The 20,859-nt window shown below is 64.3% G+C and carries 18 protein-coding genes and 1 pseudogene; 12 read left to right on the top strand and 7 right to left on the bottom strand.

What is annotated here, in order from left to right:
- The first annotated feature begins 3 nt into the window (after window positions 1-3).
- Together HC031_RS14755 and HC031_RS33900 are read left to right on the top strand one after the other, a co-directional pair.
- Complete coding sequence (locus HC031_RS14755) at window positions 4-819, top strand: MBL fold metallo-hydrolase (protein ID WP_167925879.1); 816 nt, start codon at window positions 4-6, stop codon at window positions 817-819.
- Window positions 820-947: 128 nt separating this feature from the next.
- Window positions 948-3,068, top strand: a complete 2,121-nt coding sequence (locus HC031_RS33900) for a GGDEF domain-containing protein (RefSeq protein WP_277349702.1) — start codon at window positions 948-950, stop codon at window positions 3,066-3,068.
- A 197-nt stretch (window positions 3,069-3,265) separates the two neighbouring features.
- On the opposite strand, the gene map is transcribed toward HC031_RS33900, so the two are convergent.
- A complete protein-coding gene (map, locus tag HC031_RS14765) occupies window positions 3,266-4,084 on the bottom strand; it encodes a type I methionyl aminopeptidase (RefSeq protein WP_167925880.1) in 819 nt (272 codons plus the stop codon).
- A 76-nt stretch (window positions 4,085-4,160) separates the two neighbouring features.
- Between map and HC031_RS14770 the strand changes: the two genes are divergently transcribed.
- A complete protein-coding gene (locus HC031_RS14770; RefSeq protein ID WP_167925881.1) occupies window positions 4,161-4,427 on the top strand; it encodes a helix-turn-helix domain-containing protein in 267 nt (88 codons plus the stop codon).
- 66 nt (window positions 4,428-4,493) lie between these two features.
- Here HC031_RS14770 and HC031_RS14775 read toward each other — a convergent pair whose 3' ends face one another.
- Window positions 4,494-4,724: a GntR family transcriptional regulator gene (locus HC031_RS14775; RefSeq protein ID WP_167925882.1), complete on the bottom strand. Its 231-nt coding sequence runs from the start codon at window positions 4,722-4,724 to the stop codon at window positions 4,494-4,496.
- A gap of 425 nt (window positions 4,725-5,149) precedes the next feature.
- Window positions 5,150-5,377 (bottom strand): GntR family transcriptional regulator, encoded by a 228-nt coding sequence (locus HC031_RS14780; protein ID WP_205862759.1) that lies wholly within the window; start codon window positions 5,375-5,377, stop codon window positions 5,150-5,152.
- Between the two features lie 218 nt (window positions 5,378-5,595).
- On the opposite strand from HC031_RS14780, the gene HC031_RS14785 reads away from it, so the two are divergent.
- Window positions 5,596-5,973 carry a hypothetical protein gene (locus HC031_RS14785; protein WP_167925883.1) on the top strand — a complete coding sequence of 126 codons (378 nt, stop codon included), beginning with the start codon at window positions 5,596-5,598 and terminating at the stop codon, window positions 5,971-5,973.
- 35 nt (window positions 5,974-6,008) lie between these two features.
- Here the strand turns inward: HC031_RS14785 and HC031_RS14790 are convergent, their stop codons facing one another.
- Together HC031_RS14790 and HC031_RS14795 are read right to left on the bottom strand one after the other, a co-directional pair.
- Entirely contained in the window at window positions 6,009-7,343 is a 1,335-nt protein-coding gene (locus HC031_RS14790) for a TIGR04013 family B12-binding domain/radical SAM domain-containing protein (RefSeq protein ID WP_167925884.1), read from the bottom strand.
- A gap of 89 nt (window positions 7,344-7,432) precedes the next feature.
- The gene (locus tag HC031_RS14795; RefSeq protein WP_240942520.1) at window positions 7,433-8,425 is read right to left on the bottom strand and encodes an LCP family protein; all 993 of its coding nucleotides are present in this window, start codon (window positions 8,423-8,425) and stop codon (window positions 7,433-7,435) included.
- A gap of 655 nt (window positions 8,426-9,080) precedes the next feature.
- Between HC031_RS14795 and HC031_RS14800 the strand changes: the two genes are divergently transcribed.
- The 4 genes and pseudogenes from HC031_RS14800 to HC031_RS34785 all read left to right on the top strand — a co-directional run.
- Window positions 9,081-10,196, top strand: a complete 1,116-nt coding sequence (locus HC031_RS14800; protein ID WP_338090664.1) for a glycosyltransferase — start codon at window positions 9,081-9,083, stop codon at window positions 10,194-10,196.
- 99 nt (window positions 10,197-10,295) lie between these two features.
- A complete protein-coding gene (locus HC031_RS14805; protein WP_167925886.1) occupies window positions 10,296-11,453 on the top strand; it encodes a glycosyltransferase family 4 protein in 1,158 nt (385 codons plus the stop codon).
- A 31-nt stretch (window positions 11,454-11,484) separates the two neighbouring features.
- Complete coding sequence (locus HC031_RS14810; protein ID WP_167925887.1) at window positions 11,485-12,645, top strand: glycosyltransferase family 4 protein; 1,161 nt, start codon at window positions 11,485-11,487, stop codon at window positions 12,643-12,645.
- 578 nt (window positions 12,646-13,223) lie between these two features.
- Window positions 13,224-13,682: pseudogene (locus tag HC031_RS34785) on the top strand (glycosyltransferase family 4 protein); the annotation flags it as partial.
- A 39-nt stretch (window positions 13,683-13,721) separates the two neighbouring features.
- On the opposite strand, the gene HC031_RS33115 reads toward HC031_RS34785, so the two are convergent.
- A complete protein-coding gene (locus tag HC031_RS33115; RefSeq protein WP_240942521.1) occupies window positions 13,722-13,865 on the bottom strand; it encodes a hypothetical protein in 144 nt (47 codons plus the stop codon).
- On the opposite strand from HC031_RS33115, the gene HC031_RS34380 reads away from it, so the two are divergent.
- The 3 genes from HC031_RS34380 (at window position 13,855) to HC031_RS34385 (ending at window position 18,322) form a co-directional block, all read left to right on the top strand.
- Complete coding sequence (locus tag HC031_RS34380; RefSeq protein WP_167925889.1) at window positions 13,855-15,198, top strand: MATE family efflux transporter; 1,344 nt, start codon at window positions 13,855-13,857, stop codon at window positions 15,196-15,198. The two genes, HC031_RS33115 and HC031_RS34380, sit on opposite strands and share 11 nt — an antisense overlap.
- Before the next feature lie 101 nt (window positions 15,199-15,299).
- A complete protein-coding gene (locus HC031_RS14825; protein WP_167925890.1) occupies window positions 15,300-16,676 on the top strand; it encodes a tyrosine-protein kinase domain-containing protein in 1,377 nt (458 codons plus the stop codon).
- Window positions 16,677-16,912: 236 nt separating this feature from the next.
- Window positions 16,913-18,322 (top strand): O-antigen ligase family protein, encoded by a 1,410-nt coding sequence (locus tag HC031_RS34385; protein ID WP_167925891.1) that lies wholly within the window; start codon window positions 16,913-16,915, stop codon window positions 18,320-18,322.
- A gap of 4 nt (window positions 18,323-18,326) precedes the next feature.
- Here HC031_RS34385 and HC031_RS14835 read toward each other — a convergent pair whose 3' ends face one another.
- Entirely contained in the window at window positions 18,327-18,893 is a 567-nt protein-coding gene (locus tag HC031_RS14835) for an arsenate reductase/protein-tyrosine-phosphatase family protein (RefSeq protein ID WP_167925892.1), read from the bottom strand.
- Window positions 18,894-19,525: 632 nt separating this feature from the next.
- Here HC031_RS14835 and HC031_RS14840 point away from each other — a divergent pair.
- Window positions 19,526-20,836, top strand: coding sequence for a sugar transferase (locus HC031_RS14840; protein WP_167925893.1), 1,311 nt, complete (start codon window positions 19,526-19,528; stop codon window positions 20,834-20,836).
- Window positions 20,837-20,859: the final 23 nt, after the last annotated feature.

Below are 20,859 nucleotides of genomic sequence, written 5' to 3' on the forward strand. Positions count from 1 at the left end.
GTGATGGAGTTGGACCTGCCGATCTGTCGGACCTGCGGCGTGCAGTACCCGGCGCCGCGCGCGGACTGTCCGATCTGTCTGGACGAGCGGCAGTACGTGGGCTGGTCGGGTCAGCGCTGGACCTCCCTGGCGGAGCTGGCGGCCGGCGGTCACCGAGGCGAGCTCAGGGCGCAGGGCGAGGACGTGACCGGCGTCGGCACCACGCCGTCGTTCGCGATCGGACAGCGCGCGCTCCTGCTCCAGCGGCCCGGCGGGAACATCCTGTGGGACTGTGTCAGCTACCTCGACGACGCCCTGGTGGAGCAGGTGACCGCCCTCGGCGGGATCAGCGCGATCGCCGTCAGCCATCCGCACTTCCACGGTTCCATGGTCGAATGGGCGCACGCCTTCGACGCGCCCGTCCACATCCACGCCGCCGACCGCGACTGGGTCGTACGCCCGGACCCGGCCGTGGTCTTCTGGGACGGCGACACCCTCGAGCTCGGCGACGGGCTCACCCTGATCAACGCCGGGGTGCACTTCGACGGCGGCCAGGTGCTGCACTGGCGGGACGCCGACGGCGGCCGGGGCGCGCTGTTCTCCGGCGACATCCTCCAGGTGGTGCGCGACCGGCGCTGGCTGAGCTTCATGTACAGCTACCCCAACCTCATCCCGGAGCGCCCCCGTACGATCCGGCGGGCGCTCGCGCTGCTCGAGCCGTACCCGTTCGAGCGGGTGTACGGCGCGTGGTGGGACCTCGTCGTCGGCACCGACGGCGCCGCGGCGGTGCGCCGCTCCGCGGACCGGTACCTGCGCTTCGCCCTCGACGACGCCGATTAGGTCATTGATCCGCTCACGGCCCGCTGATCCGCTCACGGCCCGCTGATCCGCGATTCCGCTCACGAGCGCCCCGATCCGGACGATGATCTGGAATGACGACTACCTTCAATCCCGGGAAGGATTTGCGGATGTCAGCGAGGCTCGTCGACGGGCCAGGCCGGACGCCCGAAGCGGCGCGGCCCTGGCGCGTGCGAGCCATCCGCTCCGGGGGCCTGATGGGGGTCGTCGGACCCGGCATCGCGGCGTCGTACACGCTGGCGACGTGGCACGACCCGCACCGCCCCGCCATGCTCGCGGTCGCCGGGGGCCTGCTGGCGGCCACCGTCGCGAACTGGTGGCGCGCCCCGGCGATCGCCCGGTCCCGGGCGCGGATCCCGCTGCAGGTGGCCGCCGCGCTCGTCAACGTGCTGGGCTCCGCCCTGCTGGGGCTGCTCGACGGCGGGGTCGCCAGCCCGCTGGGTCCGCTGGTGCTGTTCTCCCTGATCTTCTTCGCGGTCCTGATGCCCCCTCGGATGTTCGTCGGCATCTACACCGTCACCATCGCCGCATACTGGTCGGTGGCGCTGCTGGGTGACCCGACCCCGGCCGGCTACCCCTGTGTCTACACGCTGGCGTTCACCGGCCTCGCGTACCTGTGTGTACGACACACGCGCACGCTCGCGTCGCTGCGCCGCCGGCTCAGCGAGGCCTCGCGCGTCGATCCGCTGACGAGGTGCCTCAACCGTCGCGGCTTCGACGAACGGCTCGGGCAGGAGCTGGCCCGGGCCGTACGCAAAGGGGCGCCGGTCACGCTGGTCGTCGCCGACCTCGACCGGTTCAAGGACGTCAACGACACGTACGGCCACCGGGTCGGCGACGACGTGCTCACGTGGGCCGCCCAGACCATGCTGCGGCAGTTGCGCGCGTACGACGCGGTCGGGCGCCTCGGCGGCGACGAGTTCGCGATGGTCCTGAGCGGGACCGGCCCGGGCGAGGCGGAGGTCACCGTCGAGCGGCTCCGCGCGGCGCTGGATCCGGTCGCGCCCGCCTCGGTCGGGTACGCCTCGTACCCCGCGGACGCCGCCACCGCCCACGAGCTCATGCAGCGGGCGGACGAGCGGGTCTACCGCGACAAGACCGGCCGCGAGGCCGGCCGCGCGGCCGGCCGCACCGGGCGCGTACCGAGCGCGGACGCGATAGCCGCCGCACGCCGCCAGCTCGACCGCGTGGAGACGGCGAAGGTCTCCCGCCAGGAGCGCCGCCGCCGCTCCATCGCCGGCATGGGCGGAATAGCCGTGTCCAACTTCACCATCGGCCTGGTCTACGCGGCCGTCTTCGCCACGGCGGCGCCGCACCGGTTGGCGATGGGCGTCCTGTGCGCCATCGGCTGCGCGTCGGGGCTGCTCGTGGTGGGCGGAGCCGACTGGTTGAGCCGGTCGCCCGCCGGGCGGTGGCTCATGGCCACCTTCGCGGTCGGTCTGATCCCCGTCGGCGCCGCCGTGGCCGTGCTCGACGGCGGAACGGGCTCGCCGACGATCCTCGGCACGCTGGTCCCCATGCCGTTGGTCGCGCTCAGCACGCCACTGCGGGTAGCGGTACCCGTCGTCGCCGGATTGTCCGCCTTCTACCTGGTCGTCGCGGCGGTCGTCGGCTCGCCGGGCGGCTGGTACGTCGCCCTGCACCTCGCCGGCATCATTTCGATCTCGGCCATCTGCGCGGCGCAGGGCCGTACCGCCGCGCGGCAACGACTCCTGCTGACCCGGTTGTCCCGCGTCGACGTGCTGACCGACTGCCTCAACCGGCGGGGCTTCGAGGACCGGTTCACCGCCGAACTGGCGCGCACCCAACGTACCGGCGGAACGCTGTCCCTGCTGATCTTCGACCTGGACGGGTTCAAGAAGCTCAACGACGCGCACGGGCACGCCGCCGGGGACGATCTCCTACGCTGGGTCGCCACCACCCTGCGGGACAACATCCAGCCCCACGACGTGGTCGCCCGCCTCGGCGGCGACGAGTTCGTCGTCCTGCTCGGCTCCGCGCCCGAGGCGGACGCCAGGCGGGTCGCGGACCGCCTCGTGGCCCGACTCGCCGCACGCGCCTCGGCGAGCGTCGGCGTCGCCACGCTTCCCGAGCACGGGCTGACCTTCGACGCCCTGTACGCCCACGCCGACGGCGATCTGTACGGCCAGAAGGCCACCCGGCAGACGGCCCGGCGGGTCAGCCGGTCCGGTGCCTCCACGAACCTGCGTACGGGTACCTCGGCGCCCTGAGCGCCAGCTCGGCGAGCCGCTTGTACAGCGAGCCGCACGAGGCCACGGTCTGTCAGAGCTTTCCGACCGCTGCGCATGACCGTACGGCATACATGCCTGAGCGGTGGGCTGAAGCGTGCGGCTCGGACTGGCTCAGGATGCTGCGGCAAGCCCCATCCCCGGAACGCCCTGAGTCATACCCCAAGGCGAGCAGTGGATCAGGAGGCTGTGGCGGGCTTCTTGGTGGGATCGGCCGAGGTGGCGCCGTGAGTGGGGCGGCGGGTCAGGACCTGGGGGCCGGAAGCCGTGATGGCGACCGTGTGTTCGGAGTGGGCGGTGCGGGAGCCGTCCGCGGAGCGGATCGTCCAGCCGTCTTTGTCGAACTTGATTTTGTCGGTGGAGCGGCAGAACCAGGGCTCGATGGCGATGGTGAGGCCGGGGTCGAGTTTCATGCCGCGGCGGGCGCGGCCGTTGTTGGGGACGTGCGGGGCCTCGTGCATGGTGCGGCCGATGCCGTGGCCGCCGAACTCGGCGTTGACGCCGTAGCCGTAGGAGTTGGCGACCTCGCCGATCGCGGCGGAGATGTCGCCGAGGCGGCCGCCAGGCTGGGCGGCGGTGATGCCGGCCTCCAGTGCGACGTCGGTGGCCTCGATCAGCTTCAGGTCGGCCGGGTCGGGGGTGCCGACGATGACCGAGAGCGCGGAGTCGGCGACCCAGCCGTCGATGCCGACCGCCATGTCGATGCTGAGCAGGTCACCGTCCCGCAGAACATAGTCGTGCGGCAGGCCGTGCAGCACCGCGTCGTTGACGGACAGGCACAGCACGTTGCGGAACGGGCCACGGCCGAACGAAGGAGCGTAGTCCCAGTAGCAGGATTCGGCGCCGCGTTCGGAGATCCGGCGGCGGGCGTGGTGTTCGAGGTCCATCAGGTTGACGCCGACCGCGGCGACACCGCTCAGCTCGGCGAGCAGCTCGCCGACGAACTGGCCGGTCACCGCCATCCGGCCGATCTCCTCGGCGGACTTGAGCTCGATCACGACAGCCTCCCTCTCCGATTGCGGTATTTTTATACCACGACAGGTCGGGGATGATCGGGAGGGATATCCTGCTGGCATGGTTCGCCAACCACTCACCGCCGAACAGATCGCAGCAGGCCAGCACCTCGGAGCCGCCCTCCGGGCCGCGCGGGCGGGCCGCAGCCTCGTCGAGGTGGCCCTGGCAGCCGGCATCTCCCCCGAGACGCTGCGGAAGATCGAGGCGGGCCGCCTTCCCGCACCGGCGTTCGGCACTGTGGTCTGCCTCAGCCAGGCCCTCGACGTCCCCCTCAGCGACCTGGCCGACATCTGGCTGGCCGACATGCCCATCCGCCAGGCGTCCTAGAGACCAGCCGTCCTAGTACTCCAGTAGGAGATCCGCTTCAGGATTCCGTGCGGGCTTGCCGCACCCTCACCGCTCGGCCACGAACGAGCCGCGCGCCTGGATCGTGACGACGAGACCACTCTCGCGCAGGACCCGCATCGCCTGGCGGACCGTGCCACGGGACACGCCGTAGGTCTGCTGAAGGTGAAGCTCCGACGGCAGCGGCTGACCAGGCCGCAACTCTCCACGCTCGATCTGCGCCGTCAGCAGGTCGGCCAACTGCTGATAGAGCGGCATCGGCGAGAGCGGATTGGTCATGAGCGGAGGCTAGGAGCCTTGTACATGATCTGTACGTCAGCCTTGTCCTACCCCTATACGTCCTGAACATGTACAGGTACGGTCGGCATGGTGGCGGTCGGCGGGTACCGATCCCCCGGCCGCTCCCGTCCCCAAACAGGCGGAGCTCCCGCCGCACGGCACGCGAACGGGAGCCCATTGACCGGACGCTGGAGGTCCGACCCGTGACCAGCATGAGGGCGCCACTTCGCACCCGTGGCGCCGCTGCACATCCCGCCCGGCGCCCCGCACGCCACGCCGCACGATTACGCAGACTTTTTCAGGCATCGGAAGCTCGGTCATTCCGAAAACCAGGGATAGAAGGGTACGGCTGCGGCCGGCGCGATGTGCAACTGGATTGACCGGCCGTCTCTACCGTGAAGTGCTCGGCAACGCCAGCCGCACCCTCACCGCTCGGCCACGAACGAGCCCTTGCCCGCCAGCGTGACGATCAGCCCGCGCTCCCGCAGGAGCTTCATCGCCGCGCGCACCGTACCCCGGCTGACCCCGTGCTCCCCCATCAGATACGGCTCGCTGGGCAGGAGCTGCCCCGGCGCCAGCTCGCCGCTGGCGATCTGATCACCGATCGCGTCGGCAAGCTGCTCGTACATAGGGCGGGGATCCAGCACGGCCATTGTCGAGACGTTATGGAGGGCTGTACGGGTTTCCCTTTCGGCCCCGTATTAATCCTGTACCCGTACAGCCTCTGTACGGGTACACCCAATCAGCGTACGGTCGGATCGGTGGCGGTCGGCGGGTACCGATCCCCGGCCGCTACCACCCCAAATAAGCGGGCCCTGGTCAGCGCTGCACACGCCGCCAGGACCCTTGATCGCCTACAGGGAGGCGACCCGTGACCAGTATGAAGGCGCGCCACTTCGCACCCGTGGCGCCGCTGCACGTGCTACCGGCCGGCCCATACGCCACGCCGCACGATTGCGCAGACGCGCTCACGGACGCTCTCCGGGGCGTCGAGCGCGGCGGCTACGACGAGCTGATCTGCGCCTGGCTCGTCCAGCGCCTCGACGTCTCGACACTTCGCGTGATCGTGAGCCTGATCGAACGCGTCCGCGAGGCCGCGATCCGGCAGGCCGTTGAAGACCAGCTGGTGAGGGATCCACACCCGCAGCCGAAGCATCGCCACGCTGGTCGGGAGGGAGCCCCCATCCCCCGGCAGAACAACCACCCGGGCTACTACGGACCGCCTGGCAACGCAGGTCCGGGCTTCTGATCCCGCGTGGTCTCCCATTTGAGAGACCCGCCGTTTCAGACGCCGGGTGCCTGATCGTCCCTGGGCGCCAGCGGCAGAAGGGTACGGCTGCGGCCGGGACGCGGGTACGCCTCTGCGGCGGCGGCGAGCCGGACCGCGTGTTCGCGCTGGCGCTGCCAGTGGCCGTACAGCGCCCCGCGCTGCGAGAGCCGGTCGACCTCTCGGATCGTCTCCGGGTCCACGTCGCCGGGCGGCGCTTCCCGCCAGGGCGTACCCGGCAGCGGCATGAAGGTGTGGGCGTGGATACGGGCACCAAGGTCGGCAAGTTCCCGCGCGAGCCCGAGCGAGTCGTCCACGTCGGACTGATCCTCACCGGGCATACCGAAGATCATGTCGACGTTGATGCGGAAGCCCTCCTCGATGCCGAGGCGAACCGCCCGCTTGACCTCGTCCACGCCGTGGCCGCGCTTCGCGGCGGTCAGGACCCGGTCGGAGCCGGACTGCGCGCCCACGATGATGTTGTTGTTGGCGCAGTAGCGCTTGACCAGGCGCAGCGCCTCGCGGCTGACGTGTTCGGGCCGGATCTCGCTCGGGAACGAGCCGAAGAACACCCGACCGTTCGGACCGATGCCCTCCTTGCACGAGGCGAGCAACTCCTCGACGGCGGCCAAGTTCGGTTCCTCGTTGTCGCTGCCGTACGACATCGCCGTCGGCGTGATGAACCGGACGTCGCGCAGGCCCCGCTGGCGCATATGGTCGACGTGCCAGCGGACGTTCTCGACGCTGCGGTGCCGGAACCGCGCCGAGAACATGAACGGCGTCTGGCAGAACCGGCACGAGTACAGGCAACCGCGCGTGATCTCGATGGCGTTGAACCGGTTCCACCGCAGCGAGAACCCACGGAACGTGTCGAGCGGCAACCGCTGCGGCCGGCCGGTCTTGACGATGGTCCCGGCCGCGTCCCGGAAGACCACACCGGGTACGGACGTCGGGTCGCCGACTGCGTCGACCAGCCGCAGCAGCGTGGTCTCGCCCTCCCCTACCGCGGCGACGTCCCAACCGGCGTCGAGCGTCTGCACCGGCTCGGCGGTCGCGTGGACACCGCCCGCGACGTGCAGCACCTTCGGCGAATCGACCCGGGAGCGGATCTCGGCGAGTTCGCCGGCGAGCGCCTCCGCGTCCGGGGAGTAGAACGACCACAGTACGAGGACCTTTGGCGCCTGAGCCACGGCCGCCTCGATCTCGCTGACCGTCTCGTCGACCGACTGAGCGAACCGCACCTCGTACGAGACCGGGGTCTGGTGCTCCTCCAGCGCGCCGAGCAGCACGTGGAAGCCGTACGTGACCGCCTTGCGGTACCGCAGAACGATCACCATGTCACAGTCGCTCATGCCGCCTATCGTGCCAGGCACGGTTTCCCGGACGCGCCGTCAGTCCCGGTACGCCCCTTCCCTGCCACACGGCCGTCACCAGCAACGACTTAGCCCTCGGGCGCTTTTTGAGGATTGGCCTCCAGCCACTCCTGGATGGTGTCATCGCGTACAGCGGCGAACATCGCGGCCGCCTTGCTGTCGTCGAGCTTCACCGCCGATCCGGCCGGGGTCTGCAGATTGGCGCTCGTGTACGGCACCGTCGCGTACTTGACGTTGGCAGGCTTGACCTGCCTGGCTGCAAGCACCAGCTCCTGGAGATCAACGCTCTTGTCGATGGTCAGCGCCTGGGCCGCGGTCACGAGCAGGCTGTCCAGTCGCAACGGGTTGGTCAGCATGCCATCGGCGTTGACCTTCTCCATGATCCCTTTCACGACCAGCTGCTGGTCGTGGATGCGCCCGAAGTCGCCGCCGGGCACCTCCTTACGCTGCCGTACGAACTCCTCCGCCTCATCCCCGTCGAGATCATGACAACCTTTGCTCCAGACCTTGCTGGAGAAGGTCGAGCGGACGTCGTAGGGGACGCAGACGTTCACCCCGCCGACCAGATCGACCAGCTTGCGGATGCTGGCGAAGTTCGCGATGACCGCACCGTCGAACTGGACACCCGTCAGCTCGGTGATGGTCTTTGCCGCGTGCGGCGCACCTCCGAACGCGAACGCGGAGTTCAGCTTGTTCATCCCACCCTCCCACGGCCCGGCGGCAGGGACGTTGACGTAGCTGTCACGCGGGAGCGAGATGACCGTGGCCTTGTCCAGGTTCTTGCTGATGTGGACCAGCATGATCGTGTCGGACCGCTCACCCGGAAAGCGCCCTTGGTCTGGCTCGCCTTCCCGCGAGTCGGAGCCGAGCAGCAACAAGTTGAGCGGCCCGGACTTCCAGCGTTGCTCGTCTTTCGGTTTGGCGACCGTGCCGAGAAGATCCGTCCGAGAAACCTTGCTCTGATAGCGGTTGACCAGGGCGTACGCACCGATAGCCGTGCCGGTCGCGAGCACCAACAGCAGAACACCGAGGCCCAGCAGCGCCTTCTTCCAACCCGCCATGGCGCGGAGTCTGCGGCCGACGCGCCATCTGTGCTGGCTGGCGGGTGCGGTTGAGGGTACGGACATCTCACCTTCCCGTTGCGGACAGGTGCGGGGTATGGCCCGTGGGAGTTAACGCACGCGGTGCGCACTCCTTCAAGGTTCCGCGCCCCAAGATTCCCAAACCAGCACCGCAGCGACCGCTTGTGCAGGGCGGAATAGTCCGACCGTCTCGCGATTCAGAGCCGATCATCCCGTCGAATCATGAAACAAATTCAGCGGTCGAGCAAAGCAGCAATAAGCTGCGGAAATACCGCATGCACGCGACGCGCTATAGGCCGTTCGGCCGAGCGAATCGCGCTTTTGCGCAATGCCTCACCCCCGTTGACAGGCCGGGCAGTCCTGGGATCTATTGACCGATGCCAAAGAGCGGCCGTCGTCGCCGCCCATTGCCTCGCACTCGTGCTCGACAGTTCGAGGCCGGCAAGGAATGGATCATTACCGCTGGGACCGGAGGTATCGGCGTGCCATCCGCCATGCGCTGGACGGAACCATTGCATCACCTGAACACCGGCATTGCACTGGTAACCCGTACCGCCGCAGGCACGGACGAGGCAGTCTCTTGTCGCGGTACCGCGGGGGTACAACGTGCCATTCCTGGCGGTCGCAAGTGAACGTGGCAGCTCCTGATGCCATTTTGGGAGCCGATCCGCTTGCCGGCCGCTCGGTCGCCTTGATCCACGAATGGTTCGGCGCCACCGGCGGATCCGAGCAGGTCTTCCTGAGCATGGCCGACGTAATCCCACATGCCGACCGGTACGTGCTGTGGAAAGACCACGACGCCAAGGCCAATCTCGACCTCCGAGAATCGTGGATGTCGAAGACACCGCTGCGGCGCAGCAAGTCCGTCGCGCTGCCCTTCATGCCGCTGGCCTGGCGCACCCTCACACGGCAGAAGTACGACATCGTCATTTCGTCCAGCCACGCTTTCGCCCACACCGTCAAGCTCGGCCACCCTGAGGAGACGCGGTACCTGAGCTACGTCCACTCCCCCGCGCGGTACGTGTGGAGCCCGAACCTGGACGGGCGCGGAGCGCGACGGCTCCTAGGTCCCATGCGGGCGGCCCTGCGGGCGGCAGACGAACGGCTGAGCCGCCACGTGCACACCTACGCGGCCAACTCGCGTGAGGTCCAGGCCCGCATCCGCCGGTACTGGAACCGCGACGCGCGGGTGATCCACCCCCCGGTCGACGTCGAGTTCTTCGGCGATGCGCCGCGAACCGTCAAGCAGCAGGACCGGACCTACTTGCTCGGGGTGGGGCGGTGGATCGCCTACAAGCGGTTCGACCTGATCATAGAGATCGCGGCCGAGGCCAGAATCCCCCTAGTCCTTGCTGGTTCCGGGCCAGAGGAGGTGTCGCTGCGCCGACACGCCGACAAGGTCGACGTCCCGGTCACGTTCGAGACGCGCCCGACGAGAGAGCGCCTGCGCGAGCTCTATTGGGGAGCTAAGTGTCTCCTCTACCCCGCCCACGAGGACTTCGGCATGATTCCCGTCGAAGCGCAGGCGTGCGGCACCCCCGTGCTCGGGCTCGCGCGGGGCGGCTTGCTGGAAACAGTCGTAGATGGCGAAACAGGCTTCCTTACCGGTGCACTTGAGGCCGCAGCATACGCAGCCCTCGTTCGCAAATTGGACGAATTCTCGGCCGACGCAGCAATGACAAACGCAAGCCGGTTCTCGAGCGATGCCTTCAAGGAAAGGTTGGGGTCATGGATTTCTCAAGGTATCTAGGACGAAGCGCTCGTGACATCTTTACCGACGTCTACACCACATCCACCAGTACCCTTAGCCGCACGCGAGCCGCAACCAAATGATCTCCATCCGCACGTCATGAAGATCCTTCACCTCGACCACACCTCACAACCAGGGGGAGCAGAACTCGCTCTGCTCAGGCTCCTCAATCGAGGGCAAGCGTGGACCGCGACTGTGATGACCCTAGGATCCGCCGGCGTTTTCGCGACGCTTACAGCAACCGGCATCCCGGTGGAGACCCCTACTCCGACGTTACCGACGGGTGGAACCAGTTCACGAAACGTGCGCCGCCAGCTCGCGTACATCACTGCGCTAATGAAGCATTCTCATCTTCTCTATAGAAGCGAACGCTTCCGTCAGGCCGACCTGATTCACGCCAATACAGCAGCGGCTGCGATTCTCGCAGCACCAGCAGTTGCTATGGCCCGGATCCCGTTGATCATTCACATCCGAGATATAGTTTCGCCCGCGAGCCTCGGCCGACTGGGATTCGAAGCCTTCACCAAGCTTGCCATCCCAAGAGCAAGCGCCATAATCGCGAACTCACAAGCCACTCTCACGTCCGTGGCCCCATTCATAACAGACGCATTGCCTAAGATCGTGTTGCAAAGCCCTATAGGCATGAGCGACAGAGTCCATACGGCACCACGCCGACACGTACGCAAAATAGGCATGATCGGGCGACTGCAGCAATGGAAGGGGCAACATATATTTCTTAAGGCCTTCGCGTCGACATGCAACGACCTCAATGTCCGCGCGATCATTGCCGGTGGACCGCTCTTCGGGGAGACCGACTACGAACAACAACTCATCAGTCTGGCGCGCCAACTCAGAATCGACGACAGAGTCGACTTCCTCGGTCATGTCGAAGATGTGGAATACCTCATAGATTCCTTGGACGTCGTGGTACACGCTTCCATCACACCCGAGCCCATGGGCCAAACAGTTCTACAAGCGCTCGCAATGGGAAAACCTGTAGTCGCTACCGAGGGCGGCGGCCCCAGCGAATGGCTGATCTCTGGGACTAATGGCATCCTCGTGCGACCAAACGATCCGGTCTCTCTCAGCGAAAGCCTGCGTGCGCTGACTGATTCATACGACCTTAGGCAGCATATTTCTCAAGGTGCAGCAGAGACGCGGGTCATGACAGATGCCGAGTGCATCCGACGGCACCACGAATTCTTTCGCCACGTGCTGTCGCTACACAAGGTTACGCGGGTGCCCAATGAGAAGTAGAGGCAGCGGACTTAAAGTCGCTTATGTTTCGTTGTACCCCCCCACCTATAGCGAAACCTTCGTAACCTCGGAAGTCGATGCCCTAAAGCACGCCGGGGTAACCGTGGAGAGCTTCTCTGCAAACACGAAACAACCCAGCCGGTTTCACCACGGCATTCACATGGTCGCAACAATCCTCAGGCGCCCCGCTACTGTTGTGCGAGGCTGGCGGGCTCTTGGATACGACTACGGCATAAGGGGCATATTCGCAGCTGCCCAAGCGGAGTCGCTAGCTGCGACAGTCTCGCAATACGGACCAGATGTCATCCATTCGCATTTTGTTGGACTGCCAACCGCGGTCGCGATCCTACTCGGACAGAAGCTGAATATTCCCGTTACCTCAACCGCTCACGCCGCCGACTTCGTGCTAGACCGTCGCGTTCCGGCACTTGACCGGAGGCTTAGTCTTCTGAGCCATCTGTTCCTTATCTCATCCTCGGCGATAGATCAGATGCGGCACCTGGGGGTCAGGATCGACAACCACCCGCACAGCGTAGTTCGAGCGTCAACTGTCGGGGCTGTTCCGGAGCGCCGGTCAACACAGTCCGACGGCCCCGTCAAAATCGTGAGCATATGCCGCCTTGTCGCCAAGAAGGGTATCGACACGGCGATCGAGGCGCTCCGCATTCTAAAGCAAGACGGATTTGAATTTAGGTACGACATCTTCGGCGCGGGGCCGCTCTGGGATTCGCTAAACGACCTGGCGAGGTCCCATGGCCTTTTCGAACAGGTTCGATTCCATGGGGCTACGCCGCATGCCGAAGCCATCGAATCCTTGGCCGGTGCGGACGTAGCGGTTCTTGCATGCCAGGCTGATACGGACGGCGATCTTGACGGAATTCCCGTATTCCTCATGGAAGCCGCCAGGATGATGGTGCCAGTCGTAACGACTGATGTATCCGGCATTCCGGAACTGGTCATCCCCGGTGCAGGTTGGCTGGTACCCCCATCGCGGCCAGACCTCCTGGCAGACGCTATCCGAGCTGCGGCAACAGATCACGAGGCGGCACGTCAACGCGCCCATGTCCTGCACAACAGGGTTCTGTCGGAGTTCTCACCCGGCGTTCAGGCACAGCGACTTACGACTGTCTGGCTCAGGCTCCTACGCCGAGAACGCAGCGATCTAGAGGCCGGCGAGAGGCGTGGTGCCTAGGCATGGACTTCACAGTGGTATCCACGTACTTTCCGTTGCCACAAGATCGCGGCGACCCCGTACGAGTACTCATGATGCTACGGGCACTCGCGCAAGTGCGCAGTTACACATTACTGGTGGTACGCCGGCCTACGACGACAGCGGCGGACGTGCGACGACTAGAGGAGCTACTCGAAGGCGTTACAGTGCGTACTTACGACGCAACGCCGTACTTCCTCGGCCGGATGGGCCCGCTCGGTAGGTTCACCGAGGCACGTGCAGCAGGGCTCCCACCTTGGATCCGTAGCCGATACAGCCGTGACTTGCATGCATCACTAGCACGTAGAACCGGAGTTGCACTGGCAATCGGGGAGGCTGCGGGCGCCTACATCAAATCCACGATGTTGGCCTGGCACTGGGACAAAGCGAACGTGTTGGCCGCCAGCGCACCGCTGGCCATCTCAGAATCTCGTAGCCTGCTATATAAGGCGAGAGCCGCTCATATTTCCCGGACGTCGAAGTCATTTGAAGCGTCCGCACTTGTCCGATGTCGCACCGTTTCAGTTACCAGCCAGGAGGAAGCGGAGCGGCTGGTCATTATGCACGGTCGGCGTGCGGATATCATCATACCCAGCTGCGTATCAGCTCCTGCGGATTACGTTCGAATACCAGGACCACTCAAGCTTGTTTGGTTGGGTAGCTTCGCGTACGAATCCAATATTGTCGGCCTCCGGCGATTTCTACGAAATGGCTGGGAGAAACTACGGCGCAGCGGCTTCTCACTAACGCTTATAGGATCAGGATTGTCGGCCCACCTGAAACGAAATCTTCAAACGCACGATGGCGTGACAACTTTAGGGTTTGTAGAAGATCTACGGCCCATATTGAGTAGCGCATATGCAGCCGTTGTGCCCCTATGGAGTGGCGCCGGCGTTAAGCTAAAGACTCTGACCCTCCTTGCGCACGGCGTACCCGTCTTTTCCACATCGTGCGGGGCGGAAGGGATACCGCAGACGGATGGCATCCAGATACGAGAATCGCCAGAAGAACTTGCAGAGGCGATCATAAGTTCAAGCAGCAGCGATCTAGAGCGAATGTCAGTGAGCGGGGCCGAACTCGCTGCCGCCGAGTTCTCTGAGGACGCCTTTCAGCGCAAGGTCAATCATCTTCTCGCCGACCACATAGGTCTTCGATGCGGCGTTGACCTGCTGCCGTGGGAGATCACCTAGCGTGTCGATCAAGAAGCTCGCAACGGCGTCGTTCGCAAACCTCCTCATACCGCTCAGCGGTATGCTCGTCAGTCCAGTCCTCTCCCGGGAGCTTGGTCCTGATAGGCGGGGCCTCTACGCCGCCTTTACGCTGCCTCTCGTCGTTGGCGGGTGGATCGGAACGCTTGGCCTTCAGGATTCACTGAGTTACCACCTTGGCCAGCGCAAGATTACTTGCCGTAGGGCCCTTCGAATTGCGATTGTCGCTTCCGCACCGCTCGGGCTCTTGTGCCTCGCACTCCTATTGGTGCTCGGTCGGTGGCTGTTTGCTGGGCTCGCGTCGACCTACAGCCAGTTTGTTCTAATCTCGCTTTTCGCACCCGTCCACGTACTAGTGAATCTTTTGATCGGATGCCTGACAGGTGTATCCGACGTGCCGAGCGTCAACATAGTCAAGGCCATTCCAGCTCTGGCGCGGGCAGCCTTCATCGCCTTGGCCTGCTTGCTCTTGCATGTAACGGCATTCGAGGCAGCTGCGATCTTTCTAGCCTCGGGTCTCATTGGCGTTACCATTGCGATCTATCGCCTACGCACATCCGAGCCGTGTCGTTCTTCAGAGCTTGAGGACACCATTACGTCAAGGCGATCTATCGCCTCCTATTCATGGTGTTGCCTCCCAGGTGTTCTCGCAATGGTATCGACCGCGAGGCTAGACCAGGTGATCGGGTTGCCTCTGATAGGCGCTCGCGAACTCGGTTACTATGCCGTCGCGGTTAGCGTCGCCGAGATACCAATGGTAATCGCCGCCGCAGCCCGAACGGTTTTGCTGGGGGCTAGAGGCGGGGATACCGTCAACGTAACGAGAGTGACCCGCTGCGCAGTCGCGATTTCCTCATGCTCGTGCCTAGGCGTGACAGCGCTTGCTCCGATTGTTTTGCCAATCTTTTTCGGCGAGCCGTTCCGGCCAGCAGTGCTACCAACAACGATCCTGGCAGTCGGTACCGTGCTATACACAGGTATGACGTGCATGACGGCGATCCTGCTCGTCGAAGGAAGGCCACGGTCGTCATCTCGTTCTCTCGTCATCGGATCCGCCCTTGGCGTGGTCCTGTTACTGGCCCTATCTCCCCTTGGCGCGATTGGCGCAGCGCTAGCAAGCCTCGCGGGATACGGGTTATCCCTCGCGATCGCCTGGCGCGCGCTATCTAGACTTGGAACCAGTTACGGGTTTACAAACTTCATTGTTCTGAACTCACAGGATCTTATAGCGCTTCGGCATTACCTATGGGACACCGTGTCTAGGCGTCACTTGGCAAGGGCATCGACGCCCAAGCAAGGTGGACATCTGAGGGCTCAATCCGATTGACCTAGCAAAGTACGAACCCTACCGCGCCCGCTTCTACGTTACCAATGACGCATTTCGCATCGAGCAGAGAATACCAATGAAGTGAATCGGCTGGAAGACACATGACCCTCTCCAAGTTCCTAAGCACAATTCGCGCTCACTGGCTTTTGGTGCTCGCAGCTGCTGCCGTAGGTGGCCTCGGCGCCGGTATAGTGTCGACTCTGCAGGCACCGGTATATGAGGGCACGGTACAGTTGTTTGTATCGGTTACCGGCCGGGGAGCAGACACCAGCCAACTCAACCAAGGAAACACCTTCAGCCAACAAAGAACAAAATCATACGCGGCAATTGTGAACAGCCCAGAAGTTACGCGAGCTGTAGCGCAGTCGCTACATCTTCCGTACACAGCGGAAGACCTTGCCAAGCACATCTCGACGACCAATCCGCTCGATACTGTCCTGTTGGATATCACTGTGCGGGACACCTCGCCTGACCGGGCACGTGACATTGCCAATGCTGTGGCCGCGGAGTTCCCGCGACTGGTCGACCGGATTGAGACGCCGGCTGGCGAGAACACCTCGCCGGTGAAGATTTCCGTCACGCAAGCGGCCACGACTCCAACAGCTCCCGTGAGCCCGCGCTTGAGCCTAAATCTAGCAATTGGGCTGATACTCGGCTTTACCCTAGGTACTAGTTTCGCTGTCTTGCGCACCACCTTTGATCGGACGATTCGCAGCAAGCTTGTAGCCGCCGAAATCGCTGGCGCATCGGTACTCGGATCTCTCCCTGACGAGTCGAAGGGAAAGCCGCAACCGTTAATCATTGATGAGTCGTCTTCTCCTAGAGCCGAGGCGTTCCGGCAGTTGCGCACGAACATCCGGTTCTTGTCGGTTGACCGGCAACTCAACAGCATTGTTGTCACCGGCTCACTCCCAGAGGAGGGCAAGACCACGACAGCGGCGAACCTCGCGATCGCACTTGCCCAAGCCGGTCAGCCCGTTGCACTCATCGATGCTGACCTGCGGAAACCGAGCGTCGCGGAATTGTTCGCACTCCCCAGCGGAGTCGGACTGACCAACGTACTGCTCGGCGACGTACCTGTCAGACACGCTCTTCAGCCTTGGCGGCCAGATTTGCCGCTCTTCGTCCTTACGTCGGGCCCGAAGCCGCCCAACCCGAGTGAACTGCTTGCATCCGCGAGACTCAAGAAGACCGTCGAATCGCTTGTGGCCTCACACATGATGGTAATTTTCGATTCACCGCCGCTGCTGCCGGTCACCGATGCGGCGATTGTCGCCCAAGCAACCGACGGTGCCCTGATGGTCACACGAATTGCGCGGACCCGTACGGACCAATTCACCACGGCGATAGAAACCCTCCGTACGGTCGGGGCGACCGTCCTCGGCGTTGTTGCTAACCGAGAGAAGAAGGAGAAGAAGGAAGCTTACGGAACGTACTACCACGCGCCCTCACCGCGTCGTTACCGCGCAACGAGGTAGCTCGTGGGTACGATGATACCCAGATCAGATCGAGAATGCCCTCGACCGTCTCGCCGCCTCCTGCCGGCGTCACTTGATTCCGCTACTAGACGCAAGCCACCGAGCCGGCGACACCGGAGGCACCCCGAGTTCCCGGTTTGTAAGAACAAGACAGCCGTTTGGGCAGCGCTAGAGGGCCTGGCGTATTTGGTGAGCCATGTTGCGACAAGATCGCCATCCACCGTAGGACGTGGACAGTGAACTGGATTCAGTTCACAGCCGTCACGTCATTCGGGTTTACCGCTTCGTCGGTTGGTATATGGTTCGTCGTCCGTCTTGGTGTAACAAGAGCGATCGCAGCGACTCTGGCCCTTTCGGCAGCCGTAGTCGAAGAACTGCATGCTAGCGGGAGGAACGCTGCGGAGGGCGTGCTAGAGGCGCCAACGCTCGTCAGCCTTGGGCATCAGCTTCATTCAGCGCAAATATTCAGGGTGTCGCTGCTCACCCTAATCGCGATTGCGGCGACTCCGCTCCTCGCTACCATGCGTGCCGGCAAGAAATTCCCCGTCAGCTACTTCTGTCCGGTCGGTGCGTTGATTATCGGCGCGGGATTATCCGGGCTCGCTTCAGGTGGCATGAGGTCGTCGGAGAAGGCCATCATCCCTCCGTTGCTGATCGTCGCCGGCATGTTAGTTGGCAAACACGTACGCGACATCGATCACAAGATGCTTTCAATCGCACTGTTCGCCCTCATGGCGTACAAGGCCGCTGTTGCCGTTCTCGTCATGGCAGGACTCGGCGCGCGTGGTCCCCGGTTTGTGCTCTATTACGACGCGGTTACACCCAGTCTAGCGGCTGCGATACTGCTGGCAGTCTTCCTGCGTCAACATTGGGGTCGCCTAGAGATTGGACTCGGACTGGCCGCGGGGGTCGTCCTGTTGCTCAGTCCACGACGCACCCCGGTGTTCGCGCTGTTAATTACCGGCCTCCTGCTCATCGTGCTTACCCGGCGTAAGCGTGTTCTCAGGCGCAGCGTCGTGAGTGGTGGGATCATGGCGATATGCGTTGTGTTCTCGTCGGCCCTGCCCGACAACCTACGCATTCGACTTAAAGGTGGGATCGCAGTCTTAACGGGCGCATCTCATGAGGATTCGGCGGCTGGCCACTTTGGCGACCTCCACCGTGGTTACGAACTCGGCATCACCGGCCCGCTTTTCGGGCTCGGCCCTGACTCCCCCCAACCGTCCGGGCTGGCTGCGAGCGACGCACACGCTCTCTATGTGCACGACGAGTTCCTACACGTTTGGGTCGGCCGTGGGATTTTAGCGGCGCTAGCCCTCTGCGTGCTGGTATTGATGTCAACGATTCACGCCATGCGGGCTACCTCCAAGGTTTCGCCAAGTCAGGCATCGCTGACTGAAACTACGGCGGTGTGCTTTCTGTTGCAGATGCCAATCATACTCACATTTTTCCCATACCTGAGTACGACTACCCGATGGCCGCTCGTGTACGGAATTGCGCTTGCAGTCGCTGCCCGCACGCGCAGGATGTTCCTTCCACGCAGGCGGGCTGAAACCACCGACGAGGCTCAACGACCGGAGATCATGACCTCGGTTCCGCACGGCATACGACTCGTGACCAAGGAATCGCCTCAGCAGATAGTATGAATTGCTACAGGGCGTCCAGAATCGCCTCGATCGCCTCCTCGATCTCCGTGGCCGCCGTTCGGTACTCCTGTTTAGCGCCGCCGATCGGATCCGCAACGTCGAAGAGTTCACCGGCCGGCGGCTTCAGGTAGCCCCGCCGGTGCCGTGCCACCCTGGCCAGGTTGGCCACCCGCTCAATTGGGAAGCGCCCCGGTAACTTGCCCGGATCCATCCCGCGTACGAGCCAAGCGAGTTCGCGCCACGTGAACGTGCGGTGCAGCGCCGCCGGCATCAACCCGACGATCTCGTCACGATGTTCGCGGGTTGCCGTGAGCACCAGGTGGGCGCGCTCTGCGGCTTTCAGGTCGAGCGGGCGCGAGACGAAGTCGTCAGCAGGCACACCGCGCCGCTCGAGCTCCGCGGCCGCCAGTGGCTGCATCGGCATCCCGGCTACCGCTCTCATGCCTCCGCTGGTGACGTACACGGAGTCGGCCACCGGCCCGAAACGGCGCCACAGGCCGGCCACCATGAGCCGCTCTGCTATCGGGGAGCGGATCTGGTTGGCCGTGCAGACGTGAAGGATGCCTCCCATTGCAGATCTTCTCTCCCGCGCTCACACCGGTAGCAGGAATCATACGGAACTGTCGATCTAGCGTTGCTGGCGAGACACGAAGGAACGACCAGCACGTACCGAACACCAGCGATATCAGCCGTGCTGGCGGAGACGTCCCGAATCGCACTTTCGATCGTCAAGAGCACAGAGTCACGAACAGAAGCCGCCCACGCTGCGACACGGGATAGCGCACGTCAACCTGCACCGAATCGGCAAGCCCCGGCCAGGCACAACCGAAAGCAACCCCCTGCCGTCGCTGTAGCATCTACGTCCTTGCATGGCCAAAAGTACGACGCCGGTTACGACGGTGAGTCAGACCATTTAGACCCTGGGTGATGGCGCGCCGGAACCGCGCTTCCTAGCGTCTTCCGCGGTGGTTTCAACTCAACAGCAATCTAGGCGGCTTGGAGGCCTGCACCTTGCTGTCCCGGGAATCGCAAGTTCAGTCGACCTTCGCGCCCGCTATTCCTCAGCAGAGACACCACGCTCCAGCGCACTCCAGCAGCATCAGGACGCGCGCCGCGTACACCCCGGCTCACGTCAGCGACAGGAATGCCGTTACCGCCACGAGGCGCCTGTCGACGAAATTGATCAGGACTTCCCGTACCTGGATGTTCCTGCTTCCCGTGGACGTCATTGCGCTGTCGTCGTTGATTCCGTCCAACTCTGCCCATGCGCGGGGTCTGGCCGTCACGGCGGCGCTGTCGATCGCGCTCCTGGCAGCCGGCGGGCTGTACCGGCCACGCCTCCATCTGTCCATTCTGGACGAGATGCCGGCCCTCGCCAGCAGGTTCCTCTCCGCGACAGCGATCGTCGTCTTCGTCGCCGCGTTGCGGCACGACACCTTCGAGGGGGTCGACGAGCTGCTGCGCACCGCGACCGTCATGCTCGTTCTTCTGCTCGTCGGGCGGGCGCTGGCCATGTGGACGATGCGCGCCGCGCGCCGGCGGCGGCTCGTCGGTCACCCGACGATCATCGTCGGCAGCGGGGCACTCACCGCAGAACTGGCGCAGATCCTCGCCCGCTATCCCCAGTACGGCCTCCACGTCATCGGGTTCGTCGACAACCTGCACCGCCTGAACGCTGTCGCCCAGACCGTCCCGTACCTGGGTGATCTCGCACAGCTCGCCGAGGTGAGCACCCATCGGCGTGCTGAGGTGATCATTTTTTCCGATCCTGATATCACCGAGGCGGGCTTCGCCGACGTCCTGCGCAAATCCATGACTCCCGACCGCGACATCCTGTTCGTCCCCCGGATACACCAGTTCCAGATCCAGACCACTCGCCCGGACCACATCGGGGCGATCCCGGTCATGCGCTTCAACGTCCCCACCTTGAGCGGCTGGCGGTGGGGCTTGAAGCGGGCGATCGACGTCATCGTCAGCGCCCTGGCGCTCGTTCTGGTCAGTCCGGTCCTCGCCGCCTGCGCGATCGCCGTACGGATCGAGGGCGGCCCCGGGGTGCTGTTCCGGCAGCAGCGGGTCGGCCGAAACGGAACGGAATTCGAGGTTCTCAAGTTCCGTTCGCTCCGCCCGGTCGACGAAACCGACTCGCAGACCACCTGGTCGGTGGCGCACGACAGCCGGGTGGGGCCCGTCGGTCGGTTCCTGCGCCGCACCTCGCTCGATGAGCTTCCGCAGCTGTGGAACATCCTTCGCGGCGACATGACGTTGGTGGGGCCGCGACCGGAACGCCCGTACTTCGTCGAGCTGTTCTCCGCCGAGCACCGCCTGTACGCCCAACGGCACCGGGTACCCGCCGGCCTGACCGGCCTGGCACAGGTGAGTGGTCTGCGCGGGGATACGCCGATCTCCGATCGGGCGCGTTTCGACAACTACTACATCGAGAACTGGTCGCTCTGGCTCGACTTCAAGATCCTGCTCCGGACGGTCCGCGAGGTCGTCTTCGGCGGCGGCCGGTAGCACGGAGACAGATCTTGGGGATT

Origin of the sequence: Planosporangium thailandense (assembly GCF_011947195.1) — a bacterium.
Taxonomy (GTDB): Bacteria; Actinomycetota; Actinomycetes; order Mycobacteriales; family Micromonosporaceae; genus Planosporangium; species Planosporangium thailandense.

Bases quoted from the DNA above. Each gene is read 5' to 3' on its own strand.
- HC031_RS14755 (WP_167925879.1), top strand. From the start codon at position 4: ATGGAGTTGGACCTGCCGATCTGTCGGACCTGCGGCGTGCAGTACCCG.
- HC031_RS33900 (WP_277349702.1), top strand. From the start codon at position 948: ATGTCAGCGAGGCTCGTCGACGGGCCAGGCCGGACGCCCGAAGCGGCG.
- HC031_RS14770 (WP_167925881.1), top strand. From the start codon at position 4,161: ATGGTTCGCCAACCACTCACCGCCGAACAGATCGCAGCAGGCCAGCAC.
- HC031_RS14775 (WP_167925882.1), bottom strand. From the start codon at position 4,724: ATGACCAATCCGCTCTCGCCGATGCCGCTCTATCAGCAGTTGGCCGAC.
- HC031_RS14780 (WP_205862759.1), bottom strand. From the start codon at position 5,377: ATGGCCGTGCTGGATCCCCGCCCTATGTACGAGCAGCTTGCCGACGCG.
- HC031_RS14790 (WP_167925884.1), bottom strand. From the start codon at position 7,343: ATGAGCGACTGTGACATGGTGATCGTTCTGCGGTACCGCAAGGCGGTC.
- HC031_RS14795 (WP_240942520.1), bottom strand. From the start codon at position 8,425: ATGGCGGGTTGGAAGAAGGCGCTGCTGGGCCTCGGTGTTCTGCTGTTG.
- HC031_RS14805 (WP_167925886.1), top strand. From the start codon at position 10,296: ATGAAGATCCTTCACCTCGACCACACCTCACAACCAGGGGGAGCAGAA.
- HC031_RS14825 (WP_167925890.1), top strand. From the start codon at position 15,300: ATGACCCTCTCCAAGTTCCTAAGCACAATTCGCGCTCACTGGCTTTTG.
- HC031_RS14835 (WP_167925892.1), bottom strand. From the start codon at position 18,893: ATGGGAGGCATCCTTCACGTCTGCACGGCCAACCAGATCCGCTCCCCG.
- HC031_RS14840 (WP_167925893.1), top strand. From the start codon at position 19,526: ATGTTCCTGCTTCCCGTGGACGTCATTGCGCTGTCGTCGTTGATTCCG.